Here is a 16,575-nt window from a genome sequence, read left to right on the forward strand (position 1 = left end):
CCACCCATCCCGGGTCGGGAGGTACGGATGTGCCGTGGAGCCTCAGGAGTCGGCCACGGTTTCGCCCGTGTCCCGGGCCTGGATCGTCCGGGCGGCGCGGCGCAGCTCCGCCAGGACTGTGCGCACCGCCTTGCGGGCCGTGCGCTCGGGGCGATGAAGCGCATCGATGTGCCGTCTGGCCTGTACGCCGCTGAGCGGCTTGAGGACCAGCGCGGGGTGCGACCGCGTGGTCCAGCGGGGCATCAGCGCGAGGCCTCCCCCGGCGGCGACGGCCTCTGCGACCACCGCGAACTCGTTGATGCGGTGCGCGAGATGGAGCGGCCGGCCGGCCGCGGCGGCGATGGCCTCGATGGTGGCCATGACCGGGAAGCCGTCATGCACGGTGATCCACGGTTGGTCCGCCACATCGCGTGGGGAGACACGCCGCTTCGCGGCGAGCGGGTGGTCGGCAGGCATCGCCACATCCAGCGGCTCACGCAGCAGTGTGGTCACGGTCACCGTGCGCGGCCACGGCGGGGCGTGGTCGAGGCGATGGGCGAGGACGAGGTCGTACTCACGGGTGAGCCGGGGGAAGTCGTCCTGCGCCACGTCCTCGTCCGCGAGCGCCAGAACGGGCCGGCCGGGTCCGGCGAGACCGCGCAGCAGCGCCGGGAAGAACGTCGCACCCGCACTGTGGAACGCCGCCACCGATACCTCGCCATCGGGGCGGTCGAGGAACTCGTCGACCGTGTGCCGGGCCCGCGCCAGAGCCGTCTCCACCTCGACCGCTGCGCCCGCCAGGGCCTGTCCGGCGTCGGTGAGTACCAGCCTTCTGCCCTGGCGCTCGGTGAGCGGGACCGCGATCGCGCGCTGCAGCAGCCGCAGTTGCTGCGAGATCGCCGAGGGCGTCACCAGGAGTGCCTCGGCGACCGCGGTGACACTGCCCAGTTCGCCGAGCTCCCGAAGGATCCTCAGCTGCCGTTCGTCCACGCGTCCCAGTGTAGGTGCACGATGTAGGGAAACTAAAAGATCATTTTAGAAGGTGCCTCTGGGCTTCAGGGATGTCCCCGGTGCACCGTAGGCAGGTGTCCGACACCCGCCGTACCGATCTGGTACTCCTCCTTGTCGCGCTCGTCTGGGGTTCCAGCTATCTGTCCGCCCAGACGGCCACTTCCGCCCTGCCCGTTCTGGTCGTCCTGCTCGTGCGGTACGCGTTCTCCGCGCTCGCCTGTCTCGGTCTCGTCGCCGCCCGCCGGGGCGGACCCCGAGGCGGGCGCCGGTGGACCCGTGACGAGATCCGGGCCGGGGTGCCGCTGGGGGTCACCCAGGCCGCCGTCCTCGTCGTGGAGACGTACGGTGTCGCGCACACCAGCGCCGCCAATGCCGGGCTGATCATCAGCCTGACCATCGTGCTCACCCCGCTCCTCGACCGCGCCGGCCGGCGCGGTGGGCTGCCTCCCGTGTTCTTCGCCGCCGCCGGGGTGTGTGTCCTGGCTGTCGGACTCCTGATGTCCGGCAACGGCTTCCACGATCTCCGCCTCGGCGACCTGCTGATGCTCGTCGCCGCGCTGGTGCGGGCGGTGCATGTCGTGCTCGTCGGACGGCTCACCGCACGCCGGTCGATACGGCCGCTGCACCTGACGGCGGTGCAGACCCTCGTCGGGTCGGCCCTGTTCCTGGCACCGGCCGGGCACGACCTGCCGGCGCTGGCTCACGCCGACACCGCGACCTGGGCGCAGCTCGTCTATCTCGCCCTGTTCTGCAGCGTGTTCGCGTTCCTCGCCCAGACGTGGGCCGTGCAGCGCACTTCCGCCAGCCGGGCCAGCCTGCTGCTGGGCACCGAACCGATCTGGGCCGCCGCGGTGGGCATCGGCCTCGGTGGCGAACACCTCAGCTGGCTCACCGGCCTCGGCGCGGCCCTGATGGTCGGCGGCACCTATTGGGGCCAGTCCGTGGAACGGGCCCATCGCATCGGCGCCGAGCCCATGGAGACCGGCGGAACCGCCATCAGCACCGCGAGGGAACAGGACGCCGAAGCTCAGAGCGCTACGGCTCAACGCCTCGAAAAGCAAACCCCATGCCCGACGACGACACTTACCGGCAACTGATCTCCCTCCTCGACACCTCCTGCATCGACTACCGCCTCATCGAGCACGAGCCCAAAGGGCCCGGCCGCGGGTAGCGCTCATCGCGAGCCCGGCGCCGGTGTGACGAGGGTCAGTCCGTCCGGACCCGCTCGTCCGCCAACTCGCGCAAGGGCCACACACCGTCCACCACCGCGTCCGCCTCGCCCTTGCGGCGCAGGAAGCTCTGGAAGTCGGCTGCCCACTCGGCATACCACTCGATCTGACGGCGGTGCAGCTCGGCCGGGCCGAGGGCCGCGACCTTCGGGTGGCGGTCGGCTATCGCACAGGCCAGCCGGGCCGCGGCGAGCGCGTCGGCCGAGGCGTCGTGGGCGGTGTCCAGCGAGACCCCGTACTCCGTGCAGACCGCTTCGAGGTTGCGCTTGCCGCGGCGGTAGCGGTCCACCGAGCGGTCGATCGTGTACGGGTCGATGACGGGCGCCGGATCCACGCCGCGCAGCCGGTCGCGCAGGGACGGCAGACCGTACCGCCGCAGTTCGGCGGAGAGCAGGGTCAGGTCGAAGGCCGCGTTGTAGGCGACGACCGGAACGCCCGACTGCCAGGAGGAGACGAGGACGCCCGCGATCGCGTCGGCGACCTGATCGGCCGGCCTGCCCTCGGCCACCGCCCGTTCGTTCGTGATCCCGTGCACCGCCACCGCGTCCGCCGGAATCTCCACCCCCGGATCGGCCAGCCACTCGCGGTGCCCTCGCAGACTTCCGTCCTTGACCTCGACCACCGCCCCGGTGACGATGCGCGCCTCGCGCGGATCCGTCCCGGTCGTCTCCAGGTCGAAGCCGGTCAGCAGCTCCTGGTGCCAGCCCATGGGCGGCCCCCCTTCTTCGTGGTGCTTTCCCCCAGTGGTCTCCACGATCCCATGCACCACTGACAATCCGAGGGCCGCATTCCGCTTCCCGGCCGCTGCGGGTATCCGGAGCGTCAGGAAACCGGACGCGAGTCCGCCCAGGCCACCTCGAACTCCTCGCGGTATGTCGGGAAGAGCCCCTCTTCTTCGATCTCGTCCGGTTTGACCACGCGGCCCCCGCCGCGCAGTACGAACACCGGCGCCTCCATGCCCCGCGTCCGGCGCAGATAGGACTGCACGACCCCTATGCCGTCCGATCCGTCCCCGTCCACGAGGTACGCGGTGAAGCGAGGTGTCTCGTCGTAGACCTGGATCTCGAAGGCGCCCGGGTCACGCAGCTTGGACCGCACTCGGCGCATGTGCAGGATGTTCATCTCGACGGCGCGGCTCAACTCGCCCCGCTTGATGCCGAGTTCGCGCTCACGTCGCTTCACCGCGCTGGACGCCGGGTTGAGGAACAGCAGCCGCACCCGGCAGCCCGACTCGGCGAGCCGCACGAGCCGCCGGCCGGAGAAGTTCTGCACCAGCAGGTTCAGGCCGATGCCGATGGCGTCGAGACGGCGGGCGCCGCCGAAGAGGTCTTCCGCGGGGAACTGGCGCAGCAGCCGCACCCGGTCCGAATGCACGCCGACCACGTCCGCGTACCGGTCGCCGACCAGGTTCTCCACAGCGTCGACGGGCAGCCTGCGCGCGGAGGGCACGTCGCTGCCGGCGCCGAGTATCTCCAGGAGTTTCGACGCGGCACGCTCGGCCTGTGCGAGAACCGCCTCGGACAGGGCACGGTTGCGCGAGACGACGTTCCGGGTGACTTCCAGTTCGTCCAGGGCGAGTTCGACATCGCGGCGTTCGTCGAAGTAGGGCTCGAAGCACGGCCAGTGCTGCACCATCAGCTCGCGCAGCTGCGGCAGGGTCAGGAAACTGAGCACGTTGTCGTCGGCGGGGTCGAGCAAGTACCCCTTGCGGCGGCTGACTTCGCGTACGGCGACCGCGCGCTGCACCCATTCCTGTCCGGCGGGTCCGGCGGCGGCGACCACCCATTCGTCGCCGTGGACGGGTTCGTAGATGGGACGGAGGACAGCGGCCACGACCGCGCGCAGCCGCTGCTCGACCAGGTTCAGCCAGATGTAGGCGCGCCCGGCCCGCTGGGCGCGGGTACGCACCTCGCCCCAGGCGTCGGCGCCCCAGTCCAGTTCCGGTCCAATAGATCCCATCTCCATCGGCCGTGCCAGGGACACCGCACCGGGCGGGACATCTGTGGAGTTCCCCTCGTGACCCTCGTCACCAGGAGGCAACTCCAGCCCTCCCGAGCCCACCCGCGCACCGCCTTCCGCTCCCCCGAGCTCTCGCGTGGAGCAAGCCCCCACTCAACGATCAAGGAAGGGTACTCCGGGAGCGGTCAGCGGTGCAGCCCGATGGACAGGTCGTTTCTCAACTACCGTTTTCGGCTTGCCCGTTCTGGTTGGCGAGGGCTGGCGGAGTGAGCGGATTCATAGCGGTGACATCGCGCGGAGCGATGGCGAAGCCCTGCCAGTGAACCGGCATGGGCTGCTGGTCCTCGTCGCGCGCGATGTGGTGGAAGCCCACGTTGACCCAGGCGACGGGGTGGGTGAGCGTCTGTCCGTTGACCCACTTGTCGACGGAATTACCGGCTCCGGTACCGCAGTTGCCCGGGTTGTTGCTGGCGAACTGTTCGCACTGGTTGTACTCGGTGAAGTAGATGTCGTGCTTGGTGAAGCTGCGCCCCGGGTACTTGGTGGTGGCGCCGGGGACGATCTCGTACGATCGCGCGTGCCAGTCCTTGTTCTTGCCGATGTTGCTGACGACGCGCCACCAGCGCATGTTCTTGGCGTCGCCCGCGAGTTCCTTGGTGACCTTGGTGAGGGTGGTCTTGTTGGTCGGCCCCTCGTTGGCGTTCGCGGGCGGGCTGACCACGGAGTCGTACTGCTCGACCTTGTTCTTGGCGGAGCCGTCCAGCGCGAACTGGAGCCGCCAGAAGACGTTGTGGCTGTGACTGGTGGCGTAGGACCTGGCTCCGGTGCCGATCGGCCAGCCGCGGCCGTCGCCCGCGTTGTAGTCGCCGGGCGAGAGGCTGCCGGTGGCGCCGACGTTCATGTTGACGGTGCCGTCGTCCTGGAAGCGCCACTCGGTGATGTACTCGTACCAGCCGACCTGGTTGACGGTGTAGACCAGCAGGTCCTTGCCCTGGGTCTGGTAGACCTTGCTCGCCGTGTCGCCCTGCATGCGGTAGGCGTGACCGCGCGTCCGGGTCGTGGTGCACAGGCCGTTGGCGGTGGGGTGCTCCGGGTCCCAGGCGTTGGGGATCTTGACCTTCTTGATGGTGCCGCCGGGACACTCGCCCGGGGCCAGGTTCATCAGACCCTGCCCGAAGCCGGCGCCCGTGAGGTCGTCGTACTCCGCCTTGCCGTCGTCGTAGGGGACGTGGATCTGGGCGAGCTTGGCGCTGGAGAGGACCTTGATGGGACTGGCCTCGCCCTTGGGCTGGTACGAGATGTTCTCCAGGACGAGCCCGGCCTCGCTCTCGTAGTGCCAGCACATCCGCCAGGTGGTGCCGGTGGAGAGCTTCTGCTCGATCCGGTACGCCGCGCTGCAGTCGGCGGCCGGCGCCGGAGCGGCCTTGGGCTGGGCGACCGCGGGTCCCGCGGCGGTGGCCGTCCCGACGAGCAGTGCGGCCGCCGAGAGGCCCACCGCCGTCCGGCTGTGGACCCGGCTGATTCCCCGCGGCCGTACGCCGCTGAGCAAACCGTTTACGCGCATGACGAAGTGACTCCTTGCGGAAGCAGAAAAGGAGGTGAGTGGGAGAAGCGAACTGATGAGGGCGGCGGCTAGCCGAGCTTGACGACCCTGCGGCCGCTCAGGTCGATAACCAGGTCACGGCTGTCGATCCAGGGCCCGTTCCTGACCTTCGGGAAGAGCCGCACACAGCGGTGCATGCCGCAGTCCGCGAGCGCGGCGGGCTTGGCGCCCGGGGCCGCGCGGAAGACCATGCTGTTCAGGATCAGCTGGTCGGGGGAGGTGAGTTCCTTCCCCGTGGCGTCCTCGTAGTCGGCCTTGAGGCCCGAACTGAGCGGGTCGGCGATCAGCAGCTGTGCGGCTTCGGTCATCTCGTCGTGGCTGATGGGCGGCTGGACGCCGTGCTGCGTGCCGGTCCGCTCGACCTTCCCGGTGTCGAGGTTGACGGTCTTGGTGACGAGCGCGTCGTCCTTGTAGTCGTAGAACCGGACCTCGGCGCGGCGCGGCGCGTTCGCGTCGCCCAGTTCGTTCTCCGCGGGTTCGGCGAGGTCGACGCCGATCCGCTGCGGGCCGCGGTCACCTTCGACGTCCTCGGCGGACCTGAGCAGCTGCTGGTTCAGCGCGATGCGCTCGACCCGCTCGGTCTCGTCGTCGGTCAGCGGGTCGCGGCCGATGCCCTTGTCACCCTCGTCCGGCACCTGCTCGACGACGCCCGGCTGCACAGCCGCCTGCTCCTGCTGCCCCGTCCCCTGCGAGGCCTGGCCGCTCGCCCCGCTTCCGCCCGAGTCGTCGGCCCCCGCCGACCCCGGCAGCGTGATACCGATCATCACCGCTGTCCCGGCCACCGCGATGGCCGTACCCGCCACCACCTTGCCCAGATGGCGGCGCACTGTCCTGCGCACATTTCCCCCTGCTCCCCTGATCCGTCCAGGAGTGTTTTCGAGCCCCACTGGTTCGGCACACGACGTATGCCTGGTCATTGGGTAAGAGGGACGTAAGTCATAGGAGGTTCCGCCACTTTCGGGGAGACTCGGCTCGGAGCGGCCCCCCGGGGCACGGCACTACTGGAAGAGTCATATCCATGCAGGTCTGGCCTGGAGAGGCATATCCACTCGGTGCCACGTACGACGGTGCCGGTACCAACTTCGCGGTCTTCTCGGAGGCCGCCGACCGTATAGAGCTGTGTCTGCTGCACGACGACGGCTCGGAGACGGCGGTGGAGCTGCGCGAGAGCGACGCGTTCGTGCGGCACGCCTATCTGCCCGGCATCATGCCCGGACAGCGCTACGGCTTCCGTGCGCACGGGCGGTACGACCCGGGGCACGGGCAGCGCGTCAACTCCGCGAAGCTGCTGCTCGATCCGTACGCGAAGGCCATCAGCGGTGCGATCGACTGGGGCGAGGAGGTGTACGGCTACCACTTCGGGGAGCCCGACAAGCGCAACGACCTGGACTCGGCGCCGCACACCATGACGTCGGTGGTGGTCAACCCGTACTTCGACTGGGGCGACGACCGGCCGCCCCGTACCGAATACCACCACACCGTGCTCTACGAGGCCCATGTGAAGGGCCTCACGATGCAGCACCCGGAGCTGCCCGAGGAGCTGCGCGGCACGTACGCGGCGCTCGCCCACCCAGCGATCATCGAACACCTGACCAAACTGGGTGTCACCGCGCTGGAACTGATGCCCGTACACCAGTTCGTGAACGACCACCGTCTGGTGGACATGGGCCTGAACAACTACTGGGGCTACAACACGATCGGCTTCTTCGCCCCGCACAACGCGTACGCCTCCTGGGGCGACCGCGGCCAGCAGGTCCTGGAGTTCAAGTCGGCGGTCCGGGCACTGCACGAGGCCGGTATCGAGGTCATCCTGGACGTCGTCTACAACCACACGGCCGAGGGCAACCACCTGGGGCCGACGCTGTCCTTCAGGGGCCTCGACAACGCCTCGTACTACCGCCTCTCGGAGGACCAGCGCTACTACACGGACACCACGGGGACCGGCAACTCCCTGCTGATGCGCTCCCCGCACGTGCTCCAGCTGATCATGGACTCGCTGCGCTACTGGGTCACCGAGATGCACGTCGACGGGTTCCGCTTCGACCTCGCGGCCACCCTGGCGAGGCAGTTCCACGAGGTGGACCGGCTGTCGTCGTTCTTCGACCTGGTGCAGCAGGACCCGGTGGTCTCCCAGGTGAAGCTGATCGCCGAGCCCTGGGACGTCGGCGAGGGCGGCTACCAGGTGGGCAACTTCCCGCCGCTGTGGACCGAGTGGAACGGCAAGTACCGCGACACCGTACGGGACATGTGGCGGGGCGAGCCCCGCACGCTGGCCGAGTTCGCGTCCCGTCTGACGGGCTCCTCCGACCTCTACCAGGACGACGGCCGCCGCCCCCTCGCGTCCATCAACTTCGTGACGTGCCACGACGGCTTCACGCTGAACGACCTCGTCTCCTACAACAACAAGCACAACCACGCCAACGGCGAGGACAACCGCGACGGCGAGAGCCACAACCGGTCCTGGAACTGCGGGGTCGAGGGCGAGACGGACGACGAGTCGATCCTCGCTCTGCGGGCCCGCCAGCGGCGCAACTACGTGGCCACGCTGATGCTCTCCCAGGGCGTGCCGATGCTCAGCCACGGCGACGAGTTCGCGCGTACCCAGGGCGGCAACAACAACGGGTACTGCCAGGACAGCGAGCTGTGCTGGGTGCCGTGGCCGGAGGAGGGCGGCGAGCTGCTGGAGTTCACGCGCGCGATGGTGTGGCTGCGGCGTGACCACCCGGTCTTCCGGCGCCGCAGGTTCTTCCACGGGCGCCCCGTCCAGGGCACGCACGACGAGCTGTCCGACATCGCGTGGTTCACCCCGGAGGGCGGGGAGATGACCGAGCGCGACTGGGGCTCCGCGACGGCGCGCGCCCTGTCCGTCTTCCTCAACGGCAACGCGATTTCCGAACCGGGCCCGCGCGGGGAGCGCATCGCCGACGACTCCTTCCTGCTGATGTTCAACGCCTCTCCGCAGTCCCTGGAGTTCGTGGTGCCGGTCAACCACGGGCGCCAGTGGCAGGTGATCGTCGACACGGCACTTCCGGAGGGAGTGGCACCGGGAACGGGCGCCAAGGTCGAGGCCGGGGACCGGCTGACGCTGGTCGACCGGAGCATGACGGTGTTGCAGCGGCCCGCCTAGGCGGTCGGTTGTCGTTCGACAGGGGCACGCGCGCGTAGAGGGTTCTTTCGGGACACGCGCGCGTGCCCGTTTGCATGCGTCGATGACACGAAAGGCGGCAGGGCGGGTACGTAGGTCTCCATGACACCTGAGCGTCCAGAACCGGTACCTCCCGGGCCCGTGGTCGGCGAGCCCGTGGTTCCCGTCGTGCCGACCGCCACGTACCGGTTGCAGCTCCAGCCGGAGTTCCCCTTCGGGGCCGCCGAGGCGGCCGTGCCGTATCTGGCCTCGCTCGGCGTCTCCCATCTGCACCTGTCCCCCGTCCTGGAGTCGGTCCCCGGCTCGACGCACGGCTACGACGTGGTGGACCACGCGCGCGTACGGGACGAACTGGGCGGCGAGGACGGACTGCGCTCCCTGGCGCGCACCGCCCGCGAACACGGCCTCGGTCTGGTCGTGGACATCGTGCCGAACCACATGGCGATGTCTCCGCGCCACAACCGCCCCCTCTGGGAGGTGCTGCGTGAGGGGCCGCAGTCGCCGTACGCGCGCTGGTTCGACATCGACTGGGACGCCCAGGGCGGGCAGCTGCTGCTGCCGGTGCTCGGAGGCCGACTCGGCTCGGAGATCGGCCACCTGAAGGTGGACGGCGACGTCCTGCGCTACTACGACCATGTGTTCCCGCTGCGCGAGGGCACCGCGAACCTGCCCCTGCCGCAGCTGCTCGACGCGCAGTGGTACCGCCCGGTGTGGTGGCGGCTGGCCCGCACCGAGCTCAACTACCGGCGGTTCTTCAGCATTTCGGAGCTCATCGGGGTGCGCGTCGAGGACCCGGAGGTGTTCACGGCGACCCATGCGAAGATCCTGGAGCTGCTCGACGAGGGCGTGGTGGACGGGCTGCGTATCGACCACCCGGACGGACTCGCGGACCCGGACGAGTACCTGCGCCGGCTGCACGAGGCGACCGGCGGGCGCTGGACGGTGGTCGAGAAGATCCTCGCGGACGGCGAGCCGCTGCCCGCGGCATGGCCCGTCGCGGGCACCACCGGCTACGACGCGCTGCGGCATGTCGACGGCCTCTTCACGGACCCGGCGGGCGCGGGCGAACTCCTGGGCCAGTACCGGCGCTTCGCGGCCCCTCAGAGCGACCGGGGCGGCCGCTGGGAGGCGACGGTGCGCCGGGCGGCGTACAAGGTGGTCACGCACGAACTGGCCACGGAGACCGACCGGCTTACCCGCGAGGCGAGCGGGCTGTGCGCCGCCTCCCCTGATCCGGCGCTGCGCGACCACGCCCCCTGGGCGCTGGCCACCGCGCTGCGGGAGCTCCTCGTACGGCTTGAGGTGTACCGGCCCTACCCGTCCTCGGACGCCGCCCTGGTGGTCACCGAGGAGGCCGCCGCCGAGGCCCGGGCGGTCTTCACGGTGCCCGAGGAGGCGCATGCCGTGGACGTCGTACGGGACCTGGTTCTCGGGCGGGCAGGTGACGGGCCCGGGCACGCCGAGTTCCGGGCCCGGTTCGCGCAGACCTCGTCCGCGCTGCGGGCCAAGTCCATGGAGGACACGGCGTTCTACCGCTATGTGCCCCAGCTTTCGGCGAACGAGGTGGGCGGGAACCCCGGGAGCCCGGCCGTGTCCCCGGAGGACTTCCACGCGTACTGCGCGCGCGTGCAGCGCGACTGGCCCGCCACCGGAACCGCCCTGTCCACGCACGACACGAAACGCAGCGCCGACGTACGAGCCGCCCTCTCCGTGCTCACCGAGTGCCCGGAGAAGTGGGCTGACGTCCTCACCGAGGTCACCCGCGAGGGCGCGGGCATGCCCGACCCGCAGGTGGCGTGGGCCGCGTGGCAGACGGTGTTCGGGCTCGGCCCGGCGGACGCTGAGCGGGTCCAGGGAGCCCTGTTGAAGCACATCCGGGAGGCCGGACTGCACACCGCCTGGACCGAGCAGGACCCCGCGTACGAGGACGCGGTGGCGGCGTTCGTCGCGGAGGGGCCGTGCGGGGAGCCAGGGCGGCGCGTGGCCGACTTCCGGGCCTCCCTGGCTCCGCAGGTGCGGGCGAACGTCCTGGGGGCCGCTCTGGTCCATCTGACGATGCCCGGGGTGCCGGATGTCTACCAGGGCACCGAGGGGGAGTATCTGGCGCTGGTGGACCCGGACAACCGGCGGCCGTTCGCACCTCAGGAGCAGGTGTCGGCGAAGACCGCGCTGACCACGGCGGCCCTGCGGCTGCGCGGGCGGCGCCCGGCCGTCTTCGGCGACTCGGCGACGTACGCGCCGCTGACGGCGCAGGGTCCCGGCGCCGCCCACTGTGTGGCGTTCGTACGCTCCGGGGAGGTGGTCACGGCCGTCACCCGGCTGTCGCTGCGGCTGGCGGAAGCGGGCGGCTGGCGGGACACCGTGCTCCCGCTCCCCGAGGGCCGGTGGACCGATGTGCTCTCTCCTGGGCGGGAGTTCACGGGGCACGCGCGTGTGGCGGAGCTTTTCGAGCAGCTGCCCGTGGTGCTGCTGGAGCGGGTCAGCGCAGGCGCACCGGAAGGCTCCGCGGTGAGCGGCTGATCAGGCCCTCCGGGGTGGGCCGGAAGCCCGGGGCCCACCGGAGGTCCGGCAGGACCGTCAAAAGCGCGCGCAGGCCGTGCTCCGCGGTGAGCCGGGCGAGCAGGGCACCGGGGCAGAAGTGCCGTCCGGAGCCGTGGGCGAGCTGTCCGGGGTCGTTGCGGAAGGCGTCGTATCGGTCCGGGTCGGCGAACCGTGCGGGGTCCCGGCCCGCGGAGCCCACCAGACAGGCCACGGTGGCGCCGACGGGTATCGCGCCGACCGGCTCCACGGCCCGCCGCAGCACCACCTGCAGCGGCGGATCGCGGCGCAGCGACTCGGCCCAGGCGCCGGCCGCGAGCGCGGGACGGGTGCGGACGACGGCCAACTGGCCAGGGTGGTCGAGGAGGTTGGCCAGGAACGACGCGAGGCCCCCTGCGGTCGCCTCGCCGCCCGCGCCGAGGAGGGACCCCGCCAGACCCGCCACAGCCTCGTCCGCCAGGGGCCGCCCGTCGGCCCGCGCCGTGCACAGCGCCGACAGCAGGTCGGTACCCGGGTGGGCGCGGCGGCGGGCGATGTACGGGCGCAGGAAGGCGTCGAGTTCGGGGTGGTGGCCGCCGAGGTGGTCGAGGCCCGTCCGGCACCACTCATGCACGCGCGCGGTGTCCTCGTACGGCAGCCCCAGCGAGGCGACCGCCGCCGCGGTGGGCAGCCACTGGCAGAACTCGGTGACGAGATCGGCCTCCTGACGGGCGGCCAGGCGGCGGGCGAGGACGAACGCCGTGCGCGCGACACCGGCGGTCAGGGCGGCCAGCGCGGCCCCGCGGAAGGCCGGGGAGACCACGGCCCGGTGGGCGCTGTGCGTGCCGCCCTCCAGGTGGGCCAGGGTGCGGCCGGGCGGCACCGCGACGAGCCGCGGGTCCGCGAGCGCGGCGCGTACATCGGCGTACCTGCTGACCAGCCAGGCGCCGAACTGCTCGTCGTACACGAGGGGGTGGCGCTCACGGAGGACGCGGTAGAGGGGGTAGGGGTCGCGCTCGGTGGCGGGGGCGAGGAGGGTTGGTGGTGTTGGTCGGTTGTCCGACGGGGGTCCGGTCGTCGTTGGGGGTCCGGTCGTTGGGGATCCGGTCGTTGGGGATCCGGTCGTTGGGGGTCCGGTGGTTGGGGGTCCGGTCGTTGGGGGTGTGCCCGTACTCGTCGGCGATTCCGTCCTCCGGGGCGATTCCGTCCTCGTCTCCGGGCGGGTGCGCGACGCCGGCCTGTGCTCCGGCCGGAGACTCTCCACCTCGGACCGGAACGCCGGGCAGTGACTCGGCGGCGCGGACGCGCTCTCCGGCCACAGGCTCGGCAGGGCGGGCGAGTCCGCCGGCCGAGGGCTCCGAAGAGCAGGCGGCCCGGCACCGTGACCCGACGGCGATCCCGTCGGATTGGACACCGATGCGCCTTCGCCAGGAGAGCCGGGAAAGCCATGGGGACCGGAGAGACCAGGAAAACCAGGAAAACCAGGGAGACCAGGAAGACCAGGAAGACCGTGGGGACACAGCAACGCCGGCCTCCCGCCTAGGGTCTGCGCGCTGGACCCGCGCGATTGGTCCCAGCCGACCACCGAGACGCCCGGACCGCAGGCCTCGTACACCCATACGAGTGAAGCCGGTGCCCCCTGCCCGGTCCAGGGCGGTCGGCGGGACATTTCCTGACCCTCACCGGGCGCAACCTGCATCAGCGCTGCGTTCGCCATCTGGCGGTGCGCACCCCCCTGCCAGCGGTAAATGCCTTTTGGCGCCCCCTGGAGCCGCCCCTTCGTATCCTTGACAGTTCACTCAGTCCGTGGAGTACTGCGGAAAGCGACGCAGGGCTGACAAGTCGGGGGTGAGTCTCCTGCCGGAGTTGCGCTACCCCACTGTGACCGAAATCGTCTCGTCCGCACGGGCGTTGGCGGCCCACCGGCCCGGCCTGTGCGCGCTCAGACAAGTCGGCGTCTCGCGCGGGGGCAGGCCTCTCCATCTGCTGTCCGTGGGCCATGCCCGGCGCGGCGTCCTGGTCGTCGCGGGCGCCCACGCGAACGAGCCGACCGGCGGTTCGACGGTGCTGGCGGTGGCCGAACGGGTCATGTACGACCGGGAGTTACGGGCCGACACCTCCTGGCACTTCCTGCTCTGCGCGGACCCGGACGGGGCGAGCCTCCATGTGACTCCGGCGCCGCGCACCCTGCTCGACTACCACCTCGGCTTCTTCCGCCCGGCCGGGCCCGAGCAGCCGGAGTGGTCCCCGTCCGTCCTGCCGCCCGACCGGCTGCCGCCGGAGACCCGCGCCCTCATCCGGGTCATCGACGAGGTACGGCCCTACCTCCAGGTCAGTCTGCACGGCACCGATCTGGGCGGTAGCTGGGTGCAGTTGACCAAGGACGTCCCCGGGCTGGCCGAGCCGTTCGCCAAGTCCGCGGCTGAACTGCACATCCCGGTGGAGACGGCCGCGTCGGACGCTGCGGGCTGGCCCGCCTCCGGACCCGGCGTGCATGTGATGCCGGCACCCGGCCTGGACACGGCGTACCCGAGCATGCCCGACGACGCACGGCACAGCACCTGGTACCACGCCCACCGGTACGGCGGTCTCACCGCGGTAGTCGAGGTGCCGATGTGGGCCAGCGACCTGGTGGACGATCCGACACCGCACCCGGCCCCCGCGGCGGCGATGCGACGGCTGGCGCGCAGGCTGCTGCGGGACACGCTCCAGGTGGAGGCGGTACTCACCGAGGCACTGCCGCGGCTCCAGGGCCCCGACGGGCCGCTGCTGCGCGCCGCCAAGTGGGCGCTGGAACTGGTGCCGGGCCTGGCCGACGACTGGGTCAGGACACCGCCTCCGGACACGACGATGGCGTACGTCGGCAGTGTCGACGCGTTCGGGCGCCGGCTTCCGCTGCGGGCCGCCGCGATGCTGCTGCGGGTTCTCAGGGAGACCGGCGACCGCGAGGCGCCGCACCTGGAACGGCTCGTCGCCACCTGGAGCGCCGCCTTCGCCGACCGCTTCCGGGCCCGCTGGGTTCCGCTGGACCACCAGGTCGAGCACCAGGCCCGTACGGTGATCGCGGCCGCCCGGCACGCGCGCGACGCCTCGGCCTGAGGAATCAGCCCCCGAGGCTCCCGAGGCGTCCGAGGCCTTCGTGGCCTTCGTGGTCTCCGAAGCCCTCGAAGCCTCCGAAGCGCCCGGGACCCCCGAGGGCGAACACCGAGCCCGTCTCGACTCCCATCATGCAGGTGTTCGAGAAGGTCCGGGTGTACTCGGTCCGTCGGCCGTTCCACTCGCCGCGCGCGGAGGCGGTGACCGGTGCGTAGACCATGGGGCAGAGGACGTCGGCCCTGACCGGGATCCGGGTGATGTCCCCTTCCGCGGTGCGGAGTTCCGCGCAGGCCTGTGTCGCGTGGGCGTGCCCCTGGGGTGGATCACAGAGCAGCAGCGTGCCGCGTGTGTCGCTGGAGCGGGCGTCGCCGCTGCTGACCGTGAGGTACAGCCAGTTGCCCTGGACGGTCTGCTGCGGCGCCGCCTGAGCCGGTACCGCGCCCACGGTGAGGAGGGCGACCGCCGCGAGCAGACCGCCCCGTACCGCTTGAGTGGTTTTCGTCATTCCCGGTGCATCGGCACCGCGGCCTGCGAACCCCACCCTGTCTCACCCGAACGGGACCGCACGCGCGCGTGCCGCCCTGCGAGGTCGAACACCGCGAGCACCACACGCGCTTGGTACTCGACCTGACGTGCGACGGGGATCCAGCGCGCGCCGCAGCCGTCGCGGTAGTCGGCGCACCACTCGTCGATCAGCCGGTCGAGCTCCGGCAGCACTCCGCGCGGGTCGTGTCCCGAGCCGGTCACGAGCTGGTGCAGCAGTCCGGCGGTGCGCAGGGCGACCCGACGTCCGGCGAGGCGCAGGGCGGTGAGGCGCGCGACGGTGAGCGGCGGCAGGGGGCGCGCTCCGCCGTGGCACAGGTCGGGGTCCCACGAGTCGGCGAGACCGGGGCCGACCAGTAAATAGTCGTCCACGGGGGCGAGGAGGCGGGCCGCGTCCGGGGAGCGGCCGAGAGCGGGGCGCACGCGCGCGAGGATCCCTTCCAGGAGCCGGGTGTCGCGGCGCAGCGTGTGGCTGACGGTGCGCAGCGCCGCGTCGGCGTCGGCGGGCGGTGCGGGGTCCTCCACGGCGGCCACGCCCCACATGGGGGCTTCGACGACCGCTGTCACGGTGCCGTACGGGTGTGGGTGGAACCAGGTGGACTCGACCGCGGCCTCGGTGATGGCGGCAGCCAGGTCTCCCCGGCGCGGCGGCGGGATGCGGTAGACGGCGGGGCCCAGCGTCGGCCAGTACAGGGTGTCGTACGGGCCGAGTTCGCGCGGGATGCCGAGGCGGGTCGCGGTGTGCGCGACGCGCTCGGCGATGCCGGGCAGCTCGCTGGTGAGCTCGACGAAGGCGCCGCCCACGTCGACGCCGTGCAGGGAGCACTGCAGGAAGGGCCGCAGTTCGTCCTGGAGGTCGAGGAGGGCGCGGGTCTCGGGCAGGGTGGCCGCGTCCGCGCCCTCGGGCAGCCACTCGGGCTGTTCCAGGAAGCCGGGCCGGAAGAAGTGCCTGAAGTAGTTGCCGAGGGTGTACGGGCCCGACAGCCAGGCCTCGTTGCGGCGGGCGCCGTCGGGGTCGAGGCAGAGCAGCAGGTTCCAGGTGGCGTCCGCGCCTTCGCACAACCGGGGGTCCGCGAGCGCCCGTTCGGCCACCCGCAGGGCCGTGGCGCCGCCCACCGGTTCGTTGGCGTGCGGTCCGGCGACGACGAGGGCCTGACGGCTGCCGTGCCCGACGGAGAGGAGCCACAGGGGCGTTCCCGCCCGTGACGTGCCGACTCGGCGCAGGCGGGCGTCGCGCGGATGGCGGGAGACGAGCGCAGCCGCACGGGCTCCCAGCTCGTCCACGGTCGGGTAGCGGGAGAGCGGCGGCAGGGCACACCTCCACATATGTGGTGCCGTCGGTTCACCTGATGTGCATGGTGTACGCACAGTCAGTCACGCCTCTGGGGGTACGTCAACACCATGGAAGGTAAGGAGAGTCGAGGAAAACGGTGTGCGAAACCCAGGCCAGGGGTCGGTCGGACGCACCGGTGAAAACGGTCCGAACCCTCAGT

The 16,575-nt window shown here is 71.2% G+C and carries 12 protein-coding genes; 4 read left to right on the forward strand and 8 right to left on the reverse strand.

The window, feature by feature from the left end; translation table 11 throughout:
• Positions 1 to 42: 42 nt before the first annotated feature.
• The gene (locus ACFVKT_RS25750) at positions 43 to 969 is read right to left on the reverse strand and encodes a LysR family transcriptional regulator (protein ID WP_385735352.1); all 927 of its coding nucleotides are present in this window, start codon (positions 967 to 969) and stop codon (positions 43 to 45) included.
• A 95-nt stretch (positions 970 to 1,064) separates the two neighbouring features.
• On the opposite strand from ACFVKT_RS25750, the gene ACFVKT_RS25755 reads away from it, so the two are divergent.
• Positions 1,065 to 2,087: a DMT family transporter gene (locus tag ACFVKT_RS25755; RefSeq protein ID WP_385735354.1), complete on the forward strand. Its 1,023-nt coding sequence runs from the start codon at positions 1,065 to 1,067 to the stop codon at positions 2,085 to 2,087.
• Between the two features lie 109 nt (positions 2,088 to 2,196).
• On the opposite strand, the gene ACFVKT_RS25760 is transcribed toward ACFVKT_RS25755, so the two are convergent.
• The 4 genes from ACFVKT_RS25760 to ACFVKT_RS25775 form a co-directional block, all read right to left on the reverse strand.
• A complete protein-coding gene (locus ACFVKT_RS25760; RefSeq protein WP_385735356.1) occupies positions 2,197 to 2,928 on the reverse strand; it encodes a 3'-5' exonuclease in 732 nt (243 codons plus the stop codon).
• 113 nt (positions 2,929 to 3,041) lie between these two features.
• Positions 3,042 to 4,280 carry an SAV2148 family HEPN domain-containing protein gene (locus tag ACFVKT_RS25765; protein WP_385735358.1) on the reverse strand — a complete coding sequence of 413 codons (1,239 nt, stop codon included), beginning with the start codon at positions 4,278 to 4,280 and terminating at the stop codon, positions 3,042 to 3,044.
• 115 nt (positions 4,281 to 4,395) lie between these two features.
• On the reverse strand, positions 4,396 to 5,742 hold the full coding sequence (locus ACFVKT_RS25770; RefSeq protein ID WP_385735360.1) for a copper amine oxidase: 1,347 nt from the start codon (positions 5,740 to 5,742) through the stop codon (positions 4,396 to 4,398).
• A gap of 68 nt (positions 5,743 to 5,810) precedes the next feature.
• Positions 5,811 to 6,620 carry a Tat pathway signal sequence domain protein gene (locus ACFVKT_RS25775; RefSeq protein ID WP_385735362.1) on the reverse strand — a complete coding sequence of 270 codons (810 nt, stop codon included), beginning with the start codon at positions 6,618 to 6,620 and terminating at the stop codon, positions 5,811 to 5,813.
• Positions 6,621 to 6,799: 179 nt separating this feature from the next.
• Here ACFVKT_RS25775 and glgX point away from each other — a divergent pair, with 179 nt between their 5' ends.
• A complete protein-coding gene (gene glgX / locus ACFVKT_RS25780) occupies positions 6,800 to 8,908 on the forward strand; it encodes a glycogen debranching protein GlgX (protein ID WP_385735364.1) in 2,109 nt (702 codons plus the stop codon).
• Positions 8,909 to 9,028: 120 nt separating this feature from the next.
• A complete protein-coding gene (gene treY, locus ACFVKT_RS25785; RefSeq protein WP_385735366.1) occupies positions 9,029 to 11,446 on the forward strand; it encodes a malto-oligosyltrehalose synthase in 2,418 nt (805 codons plus the stop codon).
• On the opposite strand, the gene ACFVKT_RS25790 is transcribed toward treY, so the two are convergent.
• Complete coding sequence (locus ACFVKT_RS25790; RefSeq protein ID WP_385735368.1) at positions 11,406 to 12,410, reverse strand: cytochrome P450; 1,005 nt, start codon at positions 12,408 to 12,410, stop codon at positions 11,406 to 11,408. The two genes, treY and ACFVKT_RS25790, sit on opposite strands and share 41 nt — an antisense overlap.
• 881 nt (positions 12,411 to 13,291) lie before the next feature.
• On the opposite strand from ACFVKT_RS25790, the gene ACFVKT_RS25795 reads away from it, so the two are divergent.
• Positions 13,292 to 14,542, forward strand: coding sequence for a M14 family zinc carboxypeptidase (locus ACFVKT_RS25795; protein WP_385735370.1), 1,251 nt, complete (start codon positions 13,292 to 13,294; stop codon positions 14,540 to 14,542).
• A 4-nt stretch (positions 14,543 to 14,546) separates the two neighbouring features.
• On the opposite strand, the gene ACFVKT_RS25800 is transcribed toward ACFVKT_RS25795, so the two are convergent.
• Together ACFVKT_RS25800 and ACFVKT_RS25805 are read right to left on the reverse strand one after the other, a co-directional pair.
• Complete coding sequence (locus ACFVKT_RS25800; RefSeq protein WP_385735372.1) at positions 14,547 to 15,044, reverse strand: SSI family serine proteinase inhibitor; 498 nt, start codon at positions 15,042 to 15,044, stop codon at positions 14,547 to 14,549.
• Positions 15,041 to 16,408, reverse strand: coding sequence for a M14 family zinc carboxypeptidase (locus ACFVKT_RS25805; protein ID WP_385735374.1), 1,368 nt, complete (start codon positions 16,406 to 16,408; stop codon positions 15,041 to 15,043). The genes ACFVKT_RS25800 and ACFVKT_RS25805 overlap by 4 nt, the downstream gene beginning before the upstream one ends.
• Between the last annotated feature and the right edge of the window lie 167 nt (positions 16,409 to 16,575).

This window comes from Streptomyces sp. NPDC127595 (assembly GCF_042671685.1).
GTDB lineage: Bacteria > Actinomycetota > Actinomycetes > Streptomycetales > Streptomycetaceae > Streptomyces.